At 40.8% G+C, this 19,047-nt stretch carries 13 protein-coding genes; 1 reads left to right on the forward strand and 12 read right to left on the reverse strand.

Annotated elements, in window-relative coordinates; genetic code table 11:
- Nucleotides 1–11: 11 nt before the first annotated feature.
- The 8 genes from H8S51_RS15000 to H8S51_RS15035 all read right to left on the reverse strand — a co-directional run bounded on the left by H8S51_RS15000 (nt 12) and on the right by H8S51_RS15035 (nt 12,217).
- Complete coding sequence (locus tag H8S51_RS15000; RefSeq protein ID WP_117921060.1) at nt 12–1,052, reverse strand: HAMP domain-containing sensor histidine kinase; 1,041 nt, start codon at nt 1,050–1,052, stop codon at nt 12–14.
- A complete protein-coding gene (locus H8S51_RS15005) occupies nt 1,045–1,716 on the reverse strand; it encodes a response regulator transcription factor (RefSeq protein ID WP_118210006.1) in 672 nt (223 codons plus the stop codon). Before H8S51_RS15005 ends, H8S51_RS15000 begins: the two co-directional genes overlap by 8 nt.
- A 74-nt stretch (nt 1,717–1,790) precedes the next feature.
- Nucleotides 1,791–4,334 (reverse strand): family 78 glycoside hydrolase catalytic domain, encoded by a 2,544-nt coding sequence (locus H8S51_RS15010; RefSeq protein WP_117921058.1) that lies wholly within the window; start codon nt 4,332–4,334, stop codon nt 1,791–1,793.
- Between the two features lie 19 nt (nt 4,335–4,353).
- The gene (locus tag H8S51_RS15015) at nt 4,354–5,211 is read right to left on the reverse strand and encodes a sugar phosphate isomerase/epimerase family protein (protein ID WP_117921057.1); all 858 of its coding nucleotides are present in this window, start codon (nt 5,209–5,211) and stop codon (nt 4,354–4,356) included.
- A gap of 25 nt (nt 5,212–5,236) precedes the next feature.
- Nucleotides 5,237–7,057, reverse strand: coding sequence for a family 43 glycosylhydrolase (locus tag H8S51_RS15020; protein ID WP_186900011.1), 1,821 nt, complete (start codon nt 7,055–7,057; stop codon nt 5,237–5,239).
- Nucleotides 7,058–7,084: 27 nt separating this feature from the next.
- Nucleotides 7,085–8,401, reverse strand: a complete 1,317-nt coding sequence (locus H8S51_RS15025; protein WP_117921055.1) for a glycoside hydrolase family 1 protein — start codon at nt 8,399–8,401, stop codon at nt 7,085–7,087.
- A gap of 64 nt (nt 8,402–8,465) precedes the next feature.
- Complete coding sequence (locus H8S51_RS15030; protein ID WP_186900012.1) at nt 8,466–10,730, reverse strand: glycoside hydrolase family 2 protein; 2,265 nt, start codon at nt 10,728–10,730, stop codon at nt 8,466–8,468.
- Nucleotides 10,731–10,732: 2 nt separating this feature from the next.
- Nucleotides 10,733–12,217, reverse strand: coding sequence for an MFS transporter (locus H8S51_RS15035; RefSeq protein WP_186900013.1), 1,485 nt, complete (start codon nt 12,215–12,217; stop codon nt 10,733–10,735).
- A gap of 182 nt (nt 12,218–12,399) precedes the next feature.
- Between H8S51_RS15035 and H8S51_RS15040 the strand changes: the two genes are divergently transcribed.
- Nucleotides 12,400–13,590: a helix-turn-helix transcriptional regulator gene (locus H8S51_RS15040; RefSeq protein WP_186900014.1), complete on the forward strand. Its 1,191-nt coding sequence runs from the start codon at nt 12,400–12,402 to the stop codon at nt 13,588–13,590.
- A gap of 3 nt (nt 13,591–13,593) precedes the next feature.
- On the opposite strand, the gene rhaD is transcribed toward H8S51_RS15040, so the two are convergent.
- The 4 genes from rhaD to H8S51_RS15060 all read right to left on the reverse strand — a co-directional run bounded on the left by rhaD (nt 13,594) and on the right by H8S51_RS15060 (nt 19,044).
- Nucleotides 13,594–14,415 carry a rhamnulose-1-phosphate aldolase gene (rhaD, locus tag H8S51_RS15045; RefSeq protein ID WP_117921051.1) on the reverse strand — a complete coding sequence of 274 codons (822 nt, stop codon included), beginning with the start codon at nt 14,413–14,415 and terminating at the stop codon, nt 13,594–13,596.
- Between the two features lie 75 nt (nt 14,416–14,490).
- Complete coding sequence (locus H8S51_RS15050; RefSeq protein WP_186900015.1) at nt 14,491–15,741, reverse strand: L-rhamnose isomerase; 1,251 nt, start codon at nt 15,739–15,741, stop codon at nt 14,491–14,493.
- Between the two features lie 16 nt (nt 15,742–15,757).
- On the reverse strand, nt 15,758–17,176 hold the full coding sequence (gene rhaB, locus H8S51_RS15055) for a rhamnulokinase (RefSeq protein WP_186900016.1): 1,419 nt from the start codon (nt 17,174–17,176) through the stop codon (nt 15,758–15,760).
- 134 nt (nt 17,177–17,310) lie between these two features.
- Complete coding sequence (locus H8S51_RS15060) at nt 17,311–19,044, reverse strand: methyl-accepting chemotaxis protein (RefSeq protein ID WP_186900017.1); 1,734 nt, start codon at nt 19,042–19,044, stop codon at nt 17,311–17,313.
- Between the last annotated feature and the right edge of the window lie 3 nt (nt 19,045–19,047).

Below are 19,047 nucleotides of genomic sequence, written 5' to 3' on the forward strand. Positions count from 1 at the left end.
TATAAACTTTTTCAAATTAATTTTAAAAATATAGTGACAGTGGTTCCCTTTCCCAATGTACTTTCCACCCATATGGTTCCCCCGCTAAGCTCCACAATGCGTTTAACTATTGGCAATCCCATACCAAATCCACTGGTTTCGTGGGACGCATCCCCCTGATAATAACGTTCAAACAAATGCTGCTTTGTCTGCTCATCCATCCCCTGCCCCTCATCTCTCACAGTAATCCATAGATCATCCTGTGTTACCTTTCCTTCTACAAAGACAAGGTTTCCTTCTGATGAATATTTTCTGGCATTGTCCAATAAATTTACCCAGACCTCTTTCATTAATTCCTCATTGCCATAGAATTTCATTTCTGGCAGCTCAGCTTCAAGCTGAATATTTTTTTCTTCAAAAGATGGCATCAGTAATATCGCGCAGTCACGGATTTGAGAATCAAGCCGGAACTCTTCTTTTTTCCGAAGTACTTCCATATGATCCAGTTTTGATAACAACAGCGTATTTTGCGATAACTGTGCCAGTCTCCCAGCTTCCTCCGCCATTACATTCAGATATTCTTTTTCCTCTTCTCTTGTAATTTCATTATGCTGCAGATATTCTGCCATTCCCTTTATTGAGTGAATCGGTGTCTTAAATTCATGCGAAAAATCCTTCATAAATTGTTTCTGCTGCTCATCTGCATTTTTTAATTCTCTTACCATCTGGTTAAAATTCTCATATATGACTTTATATTCACCAGAATTTTCTATGGGAATCTCCACATCTAACTTTCCGTTTGCCACATCTTCCATTCCATTTAAAAGTTTTTCCATCCTGTGGTACAGCATAACTGAAATTATCGCAATCACGATTCCACATAAAGATCCCATAATCTGATAAATTGCCACACTCCAGGCAAACACATTATCACCTGCATGACCGTAATAATAAAACCTGATTGCCATCGTAAGCAGGTACGATACAACGGAAAAAAAAGTAACAATAAAAGCTAATACGATTGCCCAGCGAATGGTTCCTATTTTCTTGTTTCTTTTTGCCCCGTTACTCATTCAGTTTCCCTCTATAACCCAATCCACGAATCGTAACAATTTCAAATTCATTCCAGTCTGCAAATTTCTTTCTCAGACGGTTGATATGTGTTCTTACCGTTGTCTCATCTGAATTTGAATCATATCCCCAGATATTGTCTAAAATCTGGGATACCGTAAAAATTTTATTTGGATATGAAAGCAGTTTAAACAGTAATTCAAATTCCTTTTTCGGCAATGTTATCTTCTCTTCCCCTCTGACTACCATGTTGAAATCCTCACTGATTACCACATCTCCAATAATAATCTGTTTCTCATTGCTTATCTTTGCCCTCCGGAGCAATGCCCTGATCCGCCACTGTAATTCCTCATAGTTCACGGGTTTCGTCATATAATCATCAATTCCAATAGCAAATCCCATTTTTTTGTCCTGCCATTCTTTTTTTGCTGTTAAAAGAAGAACCGGTGTGTTCTTATCCATCATCCGAAACTGCTCCACAAATTCATAGCCATTCATTTTTGGCATCATAACATCTGCAATGATCAGATCTACTGACTGATGCTTTAACAGTTCCATTGCCTCCATTCCATCCGATGCTTCTACTACCTGATATTCGTTTCTCAAATGCAGTTTTGTCACCAGTCTTGCGCTGCTGTCATCTTCAATAATTAATACCTTCACCATATATTTCTCCTGTAAAGCAAAACTTGGCATCAGAAATATCTGATACCAAGTCTCCCATTCCGTTATTTTGTCATTTACAATGAATATCTTCCTGAATCTAACACTTCTCTTCTTCCATCGGGTAAAATCACCTCTGCATGCGTATTTGACGGGATTTCAAACTCATATGTGACTTTGTCCCCATCATATTTCCAGCCGCTTTCAATTCTGCCATATGGCGACTGATAGGAAGCCTTCGCATAGCCAAGGACTTTATCGGGATGCGGACAGATTCTGATTTTTCCATCTGAAACCTGTATTCCGCATACGGCATCCAGGATCCATCCACATATTGCGCCATAAGAATAATGGTTTAACGATGCCTTTACCTCGCCCTTTTCATTAATACCATCCCATGTTTCCCAGATCGTTGTAGCTCCTTTTTTCACCTCATAAAGCCAGCCCGGTCTTGTATCCTGCAGCAACAGCTTATATGCAGTATCCTCATATCCGTAATCACACAGTACCCTTGTCAGATTCGGGGTAGATAAAAATCCGGTATTTAAATGATATCCACATTTTTTTACCAGTTCATTCAGATCGGCTGCTGCCTGCCTTGCTTCATCCCCATCTAAAAGTCCAAACGCAAGTGCCCTCACATAATCAGCCTGTCTGTCTGAAGAGATCTTTCCATCCTCTGTTGCTATAAAACGCCATGCCTTCTTTGCCATCTCTGCGGTTTTACTGTAATAAGCAGCGTCATCTTCTTTTCCGAGAATCGCTGCGATCTCTGCTAACATCCGCCCTGAGTATGCAAAAAATGCTGTGGCAACTTTGCCCTGTGGTGTGCGCATAGCGGAAGTACTTTCCACATCAGGCTCACACCACTCACCATAATCAACTCCTGTTTCTATCGTATATCTGCGGTATGGATTTCTCTTAAATCTTTTTACAGGGTTCACTGGACGCTTTTTTGCACGCTCTTCGAGAAATACATACCATTTCTTCATCATCTCATAATTTTCGGATAAAATCCTTGCATCACCATACCGCCTGTACATCTCATATGGAACAATGATACATGCGTCCCCCCATCCTACGGAACCGGCAAGAAGCCCCGAGAAAAAAGATGACTTGTTATTCTTTGGTGCAATATTTGCAATTTTTCCATCATCAAACTGCGATGTTCTGCACTCTGCAAGCCATTTTCGCATTACCGGATAGGCATCCATAAGATACAGTCCTGTATGGGCAAATACTCCCATATCCCCAGTCCAGGCTGCCCGTTCTCTTGTAGGACAATCGGTAGGAACATCACAAAAGTTGGATTTCTGGCTCCAGATACTGTTTTGCACCAATCTGTTAATATCGTCATTTCCACACTCAAAAATTGTCAGTGTATCCATCTTTGAATATACTGCAATTGCAGTAAATGATGCATCTGAGAGGTCAATCACTGTATCAGCCTTTGCATATCTGAACCCCCATATAGAGAACTTTGTCTTATAGTGATTTTCTCCCTCTGCACATGTATACACAACCTGCTGTTTCGTGCCACCTTCTTTATGACGTTTTCTGTCCTGAAAATTTTCCTGCGTGAAATTACCATTTTCGTCTAAAGTCTCTCCATGTGTCAGGACAATTGTATCTCCTTCATGGGCATTCAGTGTAAACTCCACATATCCTGCAAGATTCTGTCCAAAATCTATAACCGTCTCTCCATTTGGCGTCGTTATAATCTTTCCCTTAAAATACTCCATTTCACATACAGGAACACAATCAGAACATATCAACTGATCAAAAGAAAAATCCTCCACCTTTACCTCATGGTACTCTGACACCTCAGCCAGTCTTGCATCCACAATTTCCCCCTGCTGCATATCATTTTGACGTATGGCACCATTTTGTGAAGCCTCCCATGTTTCATCCGAAACACATACAGCCCTGCCATCTGCCTCAAGCTGAAACAGCAGGGCAATATCTGTACCATAAATATTCCTGTCTCCATCTACTCCAGAGACACTTCTGTACCAGCCATCACCAAGAATCACTTCTACTTCATTTCTGCCCTCACATAAAAGTCCTGACACATTATAGGTCTGGTATGCAAGTCTCTTATCATAATTATAGCTGCCTGGTGCAAGCACAAAATCCCCTGCTCTTTTTCCGTTAATCCAGACTTCATATAAACCATGGGCAGTTACATACAATCTTACACTTTTATTTAGGATTTTTTCATCACATTGAAAATGTGTTCTCAGATAGCTGGCTGGCTTATGTGCCTCCGGATTACATTCAGACTCTGGATTTATCCATTTTGCCATCCAGTCAGACTTATCTAACAACCCCATTTCAAAAAAGGCTTCCTCACTCCACTCACCAGCTTCATCCCTTTCGTCCCATAGTCGTATTTTCCAGGATATACGCTGTCTGCTTTTCAGCTCCAACGGACAATACGTATGCATACTGTCCGACTTTACCCGGCTACTGTCCCAAACCACACAATTTTCATCCATAGCCACGATCTCATATGCGGTCTGTCTCCTGCCATCTGCACAATTCCATGACAGATATGGCTCCTTTATATCAATTCCTATGGGATTTATCATATGTTCTGTTCTTAAATTAATTGCTCGCATAATTTTTCCTCATGTATATTTAAACAGTTCCAATATGTTCATTCAAAAATTTTGCAGATGCCTCAAATGATTTTATCGGCGACTTATCTATCCAGTTTTTGTGACTTTCCAGCACGACCGCCTCCACTCCTGACGACAACGCCTGCCCACATAAGGCTTCAAGATTCATGTTACCATATCCAAGTTCACAGCTGTCTGACTTAAGAATCGGTGTCATTACAGGCTTTGTAAGCTTTGTTCCTCTGTCATTAATGTGGTACAGCTTCATTCTGCTGCCCAGCATTTTCATAACATCCAGTGCGCACACACCAGCCTCTGTCGGCCAGTAAGAGTCAAACTCAAAACCTACATATTCTGGATCTGTATTTGAGATAATATATTCATACGCATTCTGTCTGCCATCCACTTTTTGAAATTCGTAATTATGATTGTGATATAAGAGATTTATACCCTCTGCTTTCAGTTTTTTTCCAGCTTCATTGAGCCTTTTACACAGGTCTGTAACCTGCGTCTTATCGCGATAATCAAAGCGGTACATTCCTGTAATAACAACATTGGTGGTATTGTATTTTTCTGCTTCCCTCACTGTCTTGGCAAGTTCTTTTTCTATACCACCTAAATCCTTATGCAGACTGACAACAGAAAGTCCTGCCTCCTTCACCAGCTTTGCCCAGTCAAGATTGCCTCCTTTTCCTGTAGGCATGCCCGCAGCCATCGTGAGCATCCGCACCATAAATGGGGTAGGATTAACCATAAAGCTGTTTAGTTCGATTCCATTATATCCGGCATTTACCATCGCCTGCAGTGTCTCTTTTGCCTTTGCTTCACTGCCTGTCACTGTTCCAAGCATAATCTGTTGTACTGCTTTGATCGCCATGAATTTTCTCCCTGTTTTTCTTATCTTACAAATTTTCTACAAACTGAAGTTTTCCTTCCGTAATTCCATTTTCATTAAATGTATCCACTCTTACATAGTAAGATTCTCCGTCAACAAGAGCTCCTATTCTCTTTTTCGTGTCATATGCGAGATAGCTGTGATACAGCTTATCCGGTTTAAGTCCCCAGAGAATATTGTATCCTGTCGTCCCATCCGCTTCATCCTTCTCCTGTGAATCAATCACAATCTCCATGTCTATTCCGGAAATTCTTGCTGCTTCATATGATGCCTGTTCCGGCAAACTGCCTGCACCTTTACCGAACACTCTGAGTCCACTGACACATGGCTTTTGACCGTAAGGTACTTTCATATCAGACAACCTTATGTAGCGAACCTCGATGCCGTTCTCATATACTAAAAAGTCATGGCTTAAATCCGTATCTGCTTTTGTCTTATCTTCTAATACAAAGAAATTTTCCCCATCCACAGAACCCTCTAAAAGGTACTGGGTAGCAATATCTGCTTCCTCAATATATCTTGCCTGCGTTGTTCCTCTAATCTGACCAGGAACAGGAATATTTATTTCATCATCTGCAAAATTAATCTGAATCGCATGCACATCCATAGCTTTTCCCAAATCCATCATCAGCCATTCTTTTCTATCGGACGATGAAGCCTGCCACCAGTTCTGCACATTTTCATTGCAGGCAAGTTCTGGCGATTTTCCTTCTGTATAGGATGACGCTGTCATTTTCTTACCATAAGATAACAGCATCCACTCTGGGTTTTCCCATATATCATTTTCTTTATTATCTGATACATGAACCGGCCAGTCCCCATACCTCTGATTACAGCACAACTCACCTTCCTCATCATATGCAGCCTTCCAGATGCCGACTCTTCTCTCAAAATCATGGTTTACGCTGATCCGCATTGTAGCCGCATGCCACAGATTCCCCTTATAATCCTCCATCGTAGAACCATGACCGGCACCTGGCATAAATCCACCTGGATGATAGGAATATGGATTGTTTTTTGCCGGTGTGAATGGTCCTAACGGCTTGTCTGAGACATATACTCCATCTCCATAGGTATTATACTGTGTACCGGCAAATGCATACTGCAGATAATATCTGCCTTCATGCTTATCCATCCAGGCACCCTCAATATAAGGTTTATCTGTGAACATTCCCCTGATCATCGGGATATACATTTGCGGGATCTGCTCCACAGGTGTCCCCTGGGATTTCATGAAATTGTCAAAACAGGCGTCCACCTCTTCCTTTGAGCGTGGCAGCTTACCGTTATCATCACCAATCCGCTCATATCCATATTTATAAGGATCGGCATATATCAGTTCTTTTTTCTCTCCCTTTGGATTCATGGTCTGTGGGTCTAACTCCACTCCCCACATAGGGGTCTCATTTGAACAGCCCCAGTAAAAATAAACCTTTCCATCATCATCCACAAACAGATTCGGATCCCAGAAATCAAAGGTTCCCTCTATCTTCTCATATGGTCCGTTTAAGATATCTTTTGTGCGGTACCTGTCGCATTTTTCCCCTTTTTTTGAGGCACAGAAATATACATATTCCCCCATCACACGCACATCCGGCGCATAATCATACAACGGAAGTTCTGATGGCAGTTTATGATTTTCCCATTTTACCAGATCATCCGAAACCCATACACCAAGAGTCATGGATGCAAATATGTAATATCTGCCTTTAAACGTTATCATGGATGGGTCTGCTGCTTCGCGGCAGACAGCAATTCCGTTTTTCCTCTGATCCGCATTGAACTGATATCTGTAATTTATATTTACCGGATTACAATAATACTTCATTTATTTTCACTCCATATATTTTCCAAGTTATAGTTGTCCCAGAAAATAGAGACTCTTTTTCGGCATACGCTTCATGGTGGATCTGTCTACTGCTATCAGTCCGAATTTCATTGAAAAGCCCTTTTGCCACTCAAAATTGTCCAGCAGCGACCAGTGGCAATAGCCTATCACCGGTATATGATCCGCAATACATGCTTCCACTCCCTTTGCTGCCTCATCAATAAATGCAACCCTTCTGGTATCGTCCTCTGTTGCTATGCCATTCTCTGTGACCATGATCGGCATATTTTTCTTCCCAGCTTTTGTATACTCCTCATGCACTCTTCTGATCACATGTTCCAATGCCTGTGGATAAAATTCATACTCCATCTGTGTAATCTCTGCCCCCTCAGGCACAGGACATATTCCATCTGGTCCAATAAGGCTTCTGGTATAATTCTGAAGTCCAAAAAAATCATCATCCTTTATATAGGGAAGATAATGTGTAAATTCCTCCTCCCACTCATGCTTTGCAGCTGCATCTCCACCATCAACAGCCTGAATATCATGAAGTGACAATGACAATCCTATCAAAAGTTCTGGATGAACCTTTTTCATCGCATCTCTTGCAGCCTGATGCGCACGCATTACAAGGATATCTCCTTCTGGTGTTCTTGCACTGACAAAGATCTGCGGTTTTTTTGTTCCAAAAACTTTTTTGTTTTCAAATCCCTGCCAGAACATATTTTTCAGCATTTTATTAAAATTCATGCCAACCTGAGCGGTGCCTTCCATGTTCTTATCTTTTTTACTCTTTTTTCCTTCCCTGCGCTTCGCCATCATCTGACGCTTATAACGCTCTGCGATCGCAGCTACCTGAAGTCCCATATTTGCTTCATTGATTGTGATGACATAATGCATGAGGTCTCCAAGTTTTTCTGCCAGATATGCACAGTATCTTACAAAATACTTTACGGTTGACTCACTTTCCCATCCGCCTTTTTGTATCAGCCATACTGGTGATGTAAAATGCATCATGGTAACAACCGGTTCTATTCCATGATTCCTGCAGCATTTGAGCACCTTTCTGTAGTGCTCTGTTTCTGCTTCATCAAATTTTCCCTCTTCCGGCTCTATACGTGCCCACTCTATGGAAAACCGATAAGTATTCAGCCCAGCCTCTGCCATCAGACGGATATCCTCCTCATAACGGTTATAATGGTCAACTGCGTTTAAAGATGGCTCATTAAAGTTCGTATGCTTTAAGTGCTCCATTGCCCAGTAATCACTGTTTGTATTGCTGCCCTCTACCTGGTGCGCCGCAGTTGACGCACCAATCATAAATTTGTCTGGAAATCTGCTCATTTCATCTGACCTCACTTCACTGCTCTCTCTCAATTAACTACCATAATTTTCCATTTAAAGAACCTTATTTCTTTGGAATCTTTCCAAGTGCTGCTGCAAGTATCTTCGCCTGCTCTCCATCTGCATCGATTCCTCCCTGTGCCAGAAGTTTCTTTAACGGCTGTCTTGCAATCATAGCCATCATTGTCTCTGGTATCTTTACATTCTTACCCATACCTCCAGCCACTGAACCCTGCATCTGCTTCATCATCTGCGCAAGAAGTGCCGCTCCCGCCGGTACAGCCTGAATCTCTGCCATCGTGCTGTTTAACGAGAGATATCCGCCTTCTTCCTTTTCAGACTCTTCCTGTGGTTCTTCAAACCAGTTACAAACCTTTGTGGCATCCATAAAATACGCCGGATTTGGTTCACTGACCTTTTGGATCGTCATTTCATCGCTTAATGCCTCATGATCTGTACAGACAGCTTTTATCGTATGCTCTCCACAGATTGGAACCTCAAATTTAAATATATGCTCACCTTCCTGCTCCCCAAAGAGTTTTCCATCCACATAGAGGGCTATCCTTTTCTGGTTAGAGTAAACCTTAATCTCTGTGACCGTTTCTATACGGTCTGCATATCTTCTTCCGCAAAGATGAACGAACGGTTCATCGCTCCACCATGCCTTGTAAATATAGTAAGCATCCTTTTTCTCTTTTCTGTCAAAGGTGATAAGTCCCTTGTGATTTTTACCAGGGTCGCCCGCCTCATCTCGTCCTGCAGCAGCAAATTCAAACATATTCCATACATAGGTGCCCCACAGGTATGGTCTTTGGGAAATCATCTCAAGCATATGCTCATGGTACACTGCCATATAGCTTTCTGTATAATCACCTTTTTGCGGCTTTGGTGACTGCAATTTAATTACCGAATCAGCACCATACTCTGTCAGTCCGATCACTGTATCCGGATGTTCTTTGTGGAACTGGTCAAAAAATGCATCATTGTCTTCCATCTCCCCCACATACCATCCATAGTAGAGATTATAGCCTCTGATATCCGGGAGACTTACAAGCGGACTGTCTGTCTCAAGCATAAACAGATTTGCCATTGCAGATACGCGGCTCTGATCCATTCTGTGAATCATATCGTTTAATATTCTATGATTTTCTAACAGATCCTCCGTTACCCCCTGTAAAGATATTTCATTTGAGATAGCCCAGCAAATAATAGACGCATGATTATAATTCTGGACAATCAGTTCTTTCATCTGTGAGATCGTGTTTTCTCTTCCACCATCCATATGTACTGTGATATACGGTATCTCAGCCCATGCCACAATTCCTTTTTCATCGCACAGATCATAAAAATACTGGTCATGCTGATAATGTGCAAGCCGGATTGAATTAGCTCCCACTGACAATATCAGCTCCATATCTTCCTCATGCATCTCTTTTGTAAGTGCATTTCCAACGCCCATCCTGTCCTGATGGCGTGATACTCCCCTGAGCGGATAGCTCTCTCCATTCAGGAAAAATCCTTTTTCAGGGTCAAAGTAATAGTTCCGGCATCCAAATTTTGTGGTAACTTCATCAATTATATCACCGTTTTTCTTAAGTTCTGCTGCCGCTGTATATAAAAATGGATCTTTTAATCCATTCCACAGATGAGGATTATCAATGATAAGCGTTCCTGTATAATGTCTGATTCCACAAAGTGCGTCCTCATCATAAATTGTCTGTGTGTCATCTTCCGGGATATAAAGTGTTACACTCTGCGAACCAGAATCTCCATTTACCAAAACACTGATCTCATCTGCATCACCACATACATATGCATCAAATCTGACCTCTGCGCTGCCATCCTCTTTCACTTCTGGTGTCACATAAAAACCTTTTCCACCATAATAATCAAGGTCAAAATGGTTCTTTGGCACAGTGATAAGCCTCACATCCCTGTATAAGCCGCCATAAAATGTAAAATCTGCTTTCTGTGGATATACGTGGTCATTTGGGGAATTATCCACCTTGATTTCAAGCTCATTTTCATCCATAAGTCCATCTGTCAGATTTACATGATATGTAGAATAGCCTCCGTCATGTGACGCAAGCTCCTTCCCATTCAGGCTTACCTTTGATGATGAATTTGCTCCGGTTATTTCAAGATATAACTGCTCTCCATCCTTAAGTTCCGGTTTTGCAAATTTCTTTGTGTAAATGCACTCTCCTCTGTAATAATCGGATGCGCTCTGTCCATCTGCTGCATTCCAGGTATGCGGAAGAGTCACTTTTTCGGTGACTCCCTCCTTTTCAAATATATAATTATCATTAAATAAATTTATTTTTCTCATACTTACACATACTCCTTTATTACTTTTTCTTTCATCTCATTCTTCTTTGCCTCTATCCTCTTTTGTACCTGAACCATTTCCTCTTTTGTAAGTTTACAGTTTTTCATAGCTATAAGTGTCACAATCCATCCAAGAATTGGCATCCCAAAGTATATTATCATTGTCACCACAAAAATAGGGGTTGTAAGCGGCTCGTTCGGCTGTGGCATAGTATTTGTATATCCGATAATCGCCACGGCACCGGTTGCAATGAGTGCTGCTAAGGAAGAGATCAGTTTATCAATGAAACTGTAAGTACCTGTAACAACGGCTGGTACATATCTTCCACTTCTGTCAAGCTCATAGTCAATGATATCTGCCATAAATGATACATCCGCTGTGGTAACACACATTTTCGCTCCGTTCAGCACAAGAGTGAGTATGACATAAGCTATCATTGTAAATCCAAATGTTGAGATTGTGCCCGGATCAATTACGATAAAGAATACAAGTGATATTACTGCAACTGCCATACATATCTTTGTCCATGTCACAATCGCATTTTTGCTGCCATATTTTCCTGCATATCTGGCTCCAAAGCCGGCAAATACGATCGAAGGAAGCATGCTTATCACAGAAAGCATTGTGGCAAGACTCATATTTCCAATAATAATACCAAAAAGCATTGTTGTAATCACTGCCTGTGATGCTGTCTGCTGTGCAATTTTATCAGATGCCTGAGCGACAATGTATGCCTGTAATGGTTTATTTCCCTTTAATACATCAAGCATATCCTTTACTTTAAGTGGCTCCTGTTTCTTAATTCCCAGATAATATTCCGGCTTGTCATATTCTGAAATTCCTATGCATACAAGCACAATGCCTGCTGCTGCCACAATCATGCTTACTCTCACTGCAGCTGACAAGAACTCCTGATTATATGTCCCTCCAAATTTCGGAAGTAATACCATGTTAAGTATAACCGTCATTATCATAGGAACAAGATAGTTAAATGCTGTCTGCCATACTCCGATTGTAGGACGCTGTTTCGGATCATTTGTCATAATTGCCGGTAATGTCTGCGCTGTCATATTTGTAATTGTATAACCAATAACGTAAATTACATATAACAACGTAAACACAACGATTCCATGGCCCTTTGATGAGAACACATCAAACATGGCAAGAAGTGCAATTGCTTCAATAACAAATCCTCCCAAAAGCAGTACCCTTAATCTTCCAAATTTCGTGTCCACCTTGTCATATATAATTGCTAAAACAGGGTCTGTCACACCATCAAAAATACGTGTACATGTCAGAATAATTCCTATGACAGCTGTTGAAATTCCATATCCAACACTTGCACTATAGCTTGCCATACCAATTAAAGAATAAACCGTCATTCCAACCATTGCATTACATGAGTACAAAATAATCTGCCATAATTTTGCACGACGGTATTGCACACCGTCAATTTCACTTTGCGTTAATTTCTTTTCCTTCCTCATAAAAAAACCTCCCTGGTATCTTTTTGTTAAATATGTTTTGATCTGTATTTACATTAACATATGATCCATGATATAGTTAGAGTAAATTTGATATAAATAGTATTATTTTGATATTTGTATAAAAATCACAGTCTGCCGCCCGCAGCGGTATCTGATAACATATACATGACGGGGGATATCTAATGAATGAGAAAATTTTCATGGGATTTGTAGCAAATATACTGGGCATCAGAATCTGCAGTATTGCAAATGATAATGCCTCTCTTGATTCATTTGAACAGCAAAATTGCTTTGAAAAAACGCTTCAGCCGATGTACACCGCAGAATATCTGCATTATCTGCTGGAAAATGCAAAAAAAGACGTATTTTATGAGATTACAGACTATCTGAATACAAATCTGATTCTATTTTGTTTTGATAATACCTGTTACCTGCTGGGTCCCTATGTAAAAAATACTTTTTCATCACTGGAAATGCAGGAATTATTAGCATCCCACAAACTACCTGCAAGCATTCTGCTGCCACTGAAGCTATACTATGATCAGTTTCCACAGCTCAGCTATTCCATGATCCACGGTACCGTACTTGCTGCCATGCGTACCTTTATCCCAAATACACCTGAATTTTCTTACAGAAAGCTGACCGGATTCCATGAGGAGCTCAAGACAGATAAGCTGATTTTAGAATCCAATAATACCTATTATCAAATCATAGACAGATATGAAACGGAGAATTATTTTCTCAGAAAAATATCAGATGGGGATATAGACGGTGTCCGTATGGCTTTTGAGAGTATAGCAAGCAATTACTATGCCAACACCTCCCAATCACAGCGTTCTCTATATTCTACCGACTGGAATGGTTTTGCCATCCTTAGAACTCTTGCCAGAAAAGCCGCTGAGGCCGGTGGCTGCCCTGTGGTAAAAATAGATGAAATAGCACAAGAAAGTATCCAGAAATTTGCCTCCGCAAGAACCGGATCTGAACTGGATAAGATTCAAAAAGATATGCTGATCAGACTGACCCAGGCTGTTCATGATACAAAGCATATGTCACAATACTCTCCCGTTATCCGAAATGTACTAAACTACATCTCCATCAACTATTCACAGGACATTTCCCTGCACGAATTATCGGATACAAATCATGTAAGCGAAGAACACCTGTCCCGTCTGTTTAAAAAAGAAATGGGTATCACCCTGACCGCATATATAGCAGATTTACGCACAAAAAAAGCTGCCGAACTCTTAAAGACCTCCATGCTTTCTGTTGCGGAAATTGCAATGTATGTAGGATATCCTGACAGCAATTACTTCGTGAAAGTATTTAAAAAGCGATATGGGATGACACCATCCGCATATCGCTCGTACTAGCTTTTATTTTTCATATAAAAATTCTTCTGGCAGTGTAACATGAAAGTCTTTCGCAAGATGACGGAAATTATCCGGTGTGATGGTCTGCAGCTTATCCGGTCTCATGGAAAGCATTTTTACCAGAATCTCCGCGGATTTTTCTGCGGTGTGCATCAGACCAAACGTCAGGTCAAAATCTTCCCCGGCCGCAAACATACCATGATGTGCCCAGACCGCAAGATCATATTTTTTCATCAGTTCACTGGTTGCAACTGCGATCTCCCTGCCGCCCGGTACCATCCACGGAACTACGCCAATGCCTGCCGGGAATACGACCGGACATTCGGTTGCCATCTCCCAGAGTTCTCTCGTAAACACTTTATCTTCCAGCGGCAGAACAAACGTCAACGCAATGATGTTCGTGGTGTGCGCGTGGTATACGACACGGTACTTCGGGTTCTGTATCTTCTTCACTTCCAGATTCATCAGATGGCTTGGCAGTTCTGATGTCGGTCTGCCTCCATTTACCAGTCCCCATACGATGCGGTAATTTTCGCCTTTTTCATCCAGTTCGATCATACAGATGGAATCTTCCGGTTTAATGATGACGTTGCGGAAATATTTGCCGCTTCCGGTCACAAGAAAATATTCTCCCGCCAGATTTGGAACGGATGTCCCGATCGGCTGCCACTTCTTTGCCTCAAAGTTTTCTTTTACGGATTCTATTTCCTCCGGTTTGACACGATAGGACAGATTTCCGCCATTTCTCTCATGCCATCCCTGCTCCCATCCGTCGTTCGCCATACGGATAAATCCTTTTACAAATTCTGCATCTATAAATTTCATGTTCGTTTCCCTCTTCTCTGTAATTTTCAGGTATTCACAAATCCCCGTCTAATTTGCTATATGCTATTTTTTCAGCTATGCTCTCTTTACTAACACTTCGCGCTCATATTTTTCAATCTCATCATAGAAATGAAGATCATCACACACGCCTTCCCTACGGCAGTATTCTTCCCAGACTTCTCCGATCGGGAGCATTTTCACAGCCTCATTCATCACCATGAGTTTCCCCATCTGATTGGTATCCTGAAGTTCCTTTAACATCTCATTCGGTGTGCACAGAGCCATCAGAAGTGCTTTCTGCCAGCTGCGGAAACCGGTTGCAAGTGCTGACACACGGTTAATGCTTGCATCAAAGTAATCTAATGCCATGTAAACACGGTCTAATGCGTGATCTCTTACGATCTCTTTTGCCATCTCTTTTGTCTCATCATCCAAAATCAGCACATGGTCGGAATCCCAGCGCACACCCCTTGTAATGTGAAGTGCAAATTCTGGGTAAAAACAGAGCATTGCCGGGATCTTATCGGACACATACTCTAACGGATGATAATGTCCGTTGTCCATAAGCGGCATACATCCATCGTGCAGTGCCGCAAAGCTCAGCGTAAACTCCGCAGAACCTACCGTATAAGACTCCACACCTATTCCAAACACTTTTGATTCCACACACGGTTTTACAAGATTTTTATCATACGGCTCTGAGAGGATCTGCTCGATCGAATCCTTATAGCGGAGACGCGGTCCCATACGGTCTGCCGGAACATCCTTAAATCCATCACCGGTCCAGATGTTCATCACACACGGCATTCCGGTCTCTTTCGCAAAATATTCCGAAATACGGATACATGCTTTTCCGTGGTTGATCCAGAACTTTCTCGTCTCCTCGTCCGGGCTTGATAAGGTCAATCCGTCCTTTACTTTTTCATGGGAGAAAAATGTAGGATTGAAGTCAATTCCCATGTTGTGTTTCTTTGCAAATTCTACCCATTTTGCAAAATGCTTTGGCTCTAAGGCATCGCGGTCTGCAAATTCTCCCGATCCAAAAATCGCATAAGATGCATGGATATTCAGCTTTGCCGTTCCAGGCATCAGTTTCATTGCCTCTTCCATATCTACCATGAGCTGTTCCGGTGTCTTCGCACGTCCCATATAATTTCCGGTTGTCTGGATTCCTCCGGTCAGTCCTCCGTCATTATCAAACCCGATCACATCATCAAGCTGCCAGCAGTGCAGTGATACCGGAACCTTTTTCAATATCTCAATTGCCTGATCTGTATCCACACCTAATGCTGCATATTTTGCTTTTGCTGCTTCGTAACCTGTCATATTTTACTTTTCCTTTCTATTCTGTATCCTGATTACTTGTAAAAATATTTATTTCAAACGACTCTGCAATACATGCCCTTGCTGCCTTTAGGTCTTTTAGTTCTCCCGCCGCGATCATCTGTGCAGCAAAGTTTCCGACTGCTGTTGCCTCTGTCGGCCCCGCATATACGTTTTTCCCTGCATACTCTGCCGTCAGTTCATTTAAATAATGTGCGTTTGCCCCGCCGCCGACAATCTGTATTCTGGAATAATCAATACCTGTCAGTTTTTCTATTTCCTCTGCCGTTTTTGCATAATACTTTGCAAGGCTGTGATAAATGACCGCGGCTAATTCACCAATTGTCTGCGGAATCTGTTCCCCTGCTTCTTCGCATGCCGATTTTACTTCCGCTGTCATATTTTCCGGTGCAAGAAATCTCGCATCATTGACATCTACAAAGGATCTGATCGTTTCTTTTGATGCAAGTGCACAAATTTCTCCAAATCCCATATCCGGTGCGCTTTCTTTTTTCACTGACTGTATCATCCATAATCCCATGATATTTTTCAGATAGCGGAATCTGTAATCATAACCGCCTTCATTTGTCATGTTATGCTGCATACTGACTTTGCTGCAATCTGCCTCTTTTAACTCTGTTCCCATCAATGACCATGTGCCGGAACTGATATAAAGTGCATGCTCCTCCTGCGTTGGAACTGCCATCACCGCAGAAGCAGTATCGTGCGTTGGCGGAAGAACTACTTTACAATCAAATCCAACCCTGTTTTGAATATCTTCCGTCAGTCTGCCTAATTCATATCCCGGATTTTGAATTTTATGGAAAATTCTTCGAGGATATCCAAGCATATCTATCAATTCAATATCCCAATCTTTTGTCACAGGATTCACAAGCTGGGTCGTTGTCGCATTTGTATATTCCTGTACCTTTTTCCCAGTTAATAGAAAATGAAAATAATCCGGTATCATTAACATACTTTTTGCCCACTCAAGCTGCCCCGGCTGCTGCTCTTTGACTGCCATCAGCTGATAGATCGTATTGAAAATCTGTTTCTGTATTCCAGTTCTTCCGTATAAATCGTCTTCCGGTATAAACTCATATACTTTCCTGCCCATATCTTCCGTCCGTCTGTCCCGGTACGCCACTGCATCCCCGATACGTTCATCATTTTCATCCAGCAGAACAAAATCGACTGCCCATGTATCAATACCCATACTATATGGGATTTTTCCTACCATGGCACATTTTTTCATCCCAGTCAGAATCTCTTGAAATAACTGGTCCACATCCCATACTTTGTGACCATTTTTTTCAATCATGCCATTTGGAAAACGATATATCTCTTCCAAAACAATTTTGCCGTTCTCCAGGTGCGAAAGCATATGCCGTCCGCTTGAAGCACCGATATCCACAGCCAGATAATATTTTGTATTCATCCCTTACTCCTTTCCTTCTCTTTTGCTGAATTTAAGATATCAAAAATAAGGACAGTTTTTTAGACTCTCATTCGACTAAAAAACTGTCCTTATTTTCTCTTCGTAATACTTTTCGTCTTTCTTTTATTTTGTCTTTAAATTTGCTGAAAACTATTCAACTCTTCCAACAGATATTTCGAAGAGTCAACATTTTTTATCACTTGCTCGTGAATATTTAAAATTGAATTTGCAAGTTTGGTCACATTTTCTGTTGCATTGCTTACTCCACGCACATTTTCCTCTACTACAGCTGATATATTTGTAATGCCATCATTCATCTCTGCCATAATATTACGAAGAGACATAATATTTTTATTGAAAAGACCTGTAATAGTATCCATATGATCTGCCTTTTCATAATACATATCTGTTGCAGCCTCAAATTCAACATAATCATTCATTATCTGATTTTGTATGAAATTCATGAGATCTTGTGCATTTGTCATCAATTGATTGACTGCCGCAATAACACGAACACTGATACCCTGAATGTCATTTGCCGTATTCTTACTGTTTTCTGCCAATTGACGAATTTCCTCTGCGACAACAGCAAATCCCTTGCCAACTTCCCCCGCTCTTGCAGCTTCGATAGAAGCATTTAATGCAAGCAAATTCGTCTGACTTGCGATCTCAAGTATATCGTTAGTTAAATTATTAATACTGCTGATTTGCCGACTTTCTTCAATGGATAAAGATAATGCCTGACTCTTTTCGTTAATAATATCAGAAATGTCTGTTTTCTTCTTCTCTGTCTCCTCTTTAACACCAACCGCTAATGCTTTAATATCAGAGGCAATTACAACACCTTCATTAACTTGATTTCCAACATCGTTAATTGAACTCACTATATCATTGGTGTTCCCGGTAATTCCCTCTATAGAAGATGATATTTCTTCCATACTCGCAGTAATTTCTTCCATGGTAGACGCAATATTATCTGCATTTTCATTTGAATTGTTTACTTCTTCATTCATTAATCCAAGTGAACTTTGCATTATTTCTGACTGCTTTCGTATTTTTTGCATAGCATTCTGTAACTGAATGATAAAATTGTTAATTCCATCCGATAACTGACCAATTTCATCCCGCGAACTAACAGTAATACGCTGCGTAAGATTTCCCTGTTTCTTATTGATACCATCAATAATATCATTTAGCTGCCGGCTGGCTTCACTTGCCGGTCTACTTACAGTCTTACTTATAACCAAAAAGACAACTACTGATACCAAAGCAAAAAAAGAAAATAGAATTTTTGTCATTATTAAATTTGTCTCAACAGCTTGATTATATTCCTTCGATAAATCAGAAATTCCCTGCTCAAGCTCCTCTGTAAGCTCCTTTTCCGTTGTTTCTCCCATATCAACCATCAGATTCTGAAAATCTACACCAAGAGCTATACCAGCCTGCACAAAATCCCCCTTGTCAACATACCCTTGTATTATGGCAAATTGCGAAATAACCTCTGTTAAAAAATCCTCATATGTATGGATTTTATCTTTTAACTCTACATTATCGATATTTTTCAGATATTCATCCATCTTACTCTCACTTGCCGTAATCGTCGAAATTTCCTCTGCTAGTGAACTTTCCAACTGTTGACGTAGCTCTGCATCATCATACAAACTGATAATGTTAAGATATTTCTGACCTCGTTCCATACTTTTTTGGATAGTGAAAATCTCTGTCTGAATCGGAATATACTGTTTCGTTATCTGCAATCCAGCCTGTTTTATACTATTCTGCATTCTTATAGAAAACACTGTATTTAATCCAAATATCAAAACAAATATAATAATCATTAAAAAAACTTTATTTCCAATTTTTTTCATACA

It is taken from the genome of Roseburia rectibacter (assembly GCF_014287515.2).
In the GTDB taxonomy this organism is placed as follows: Bacteria; Bacillota; Clostridia; order Lachnospirales; family Lachnospiraceae; genus Roseburia; species Roseburia rectibacter.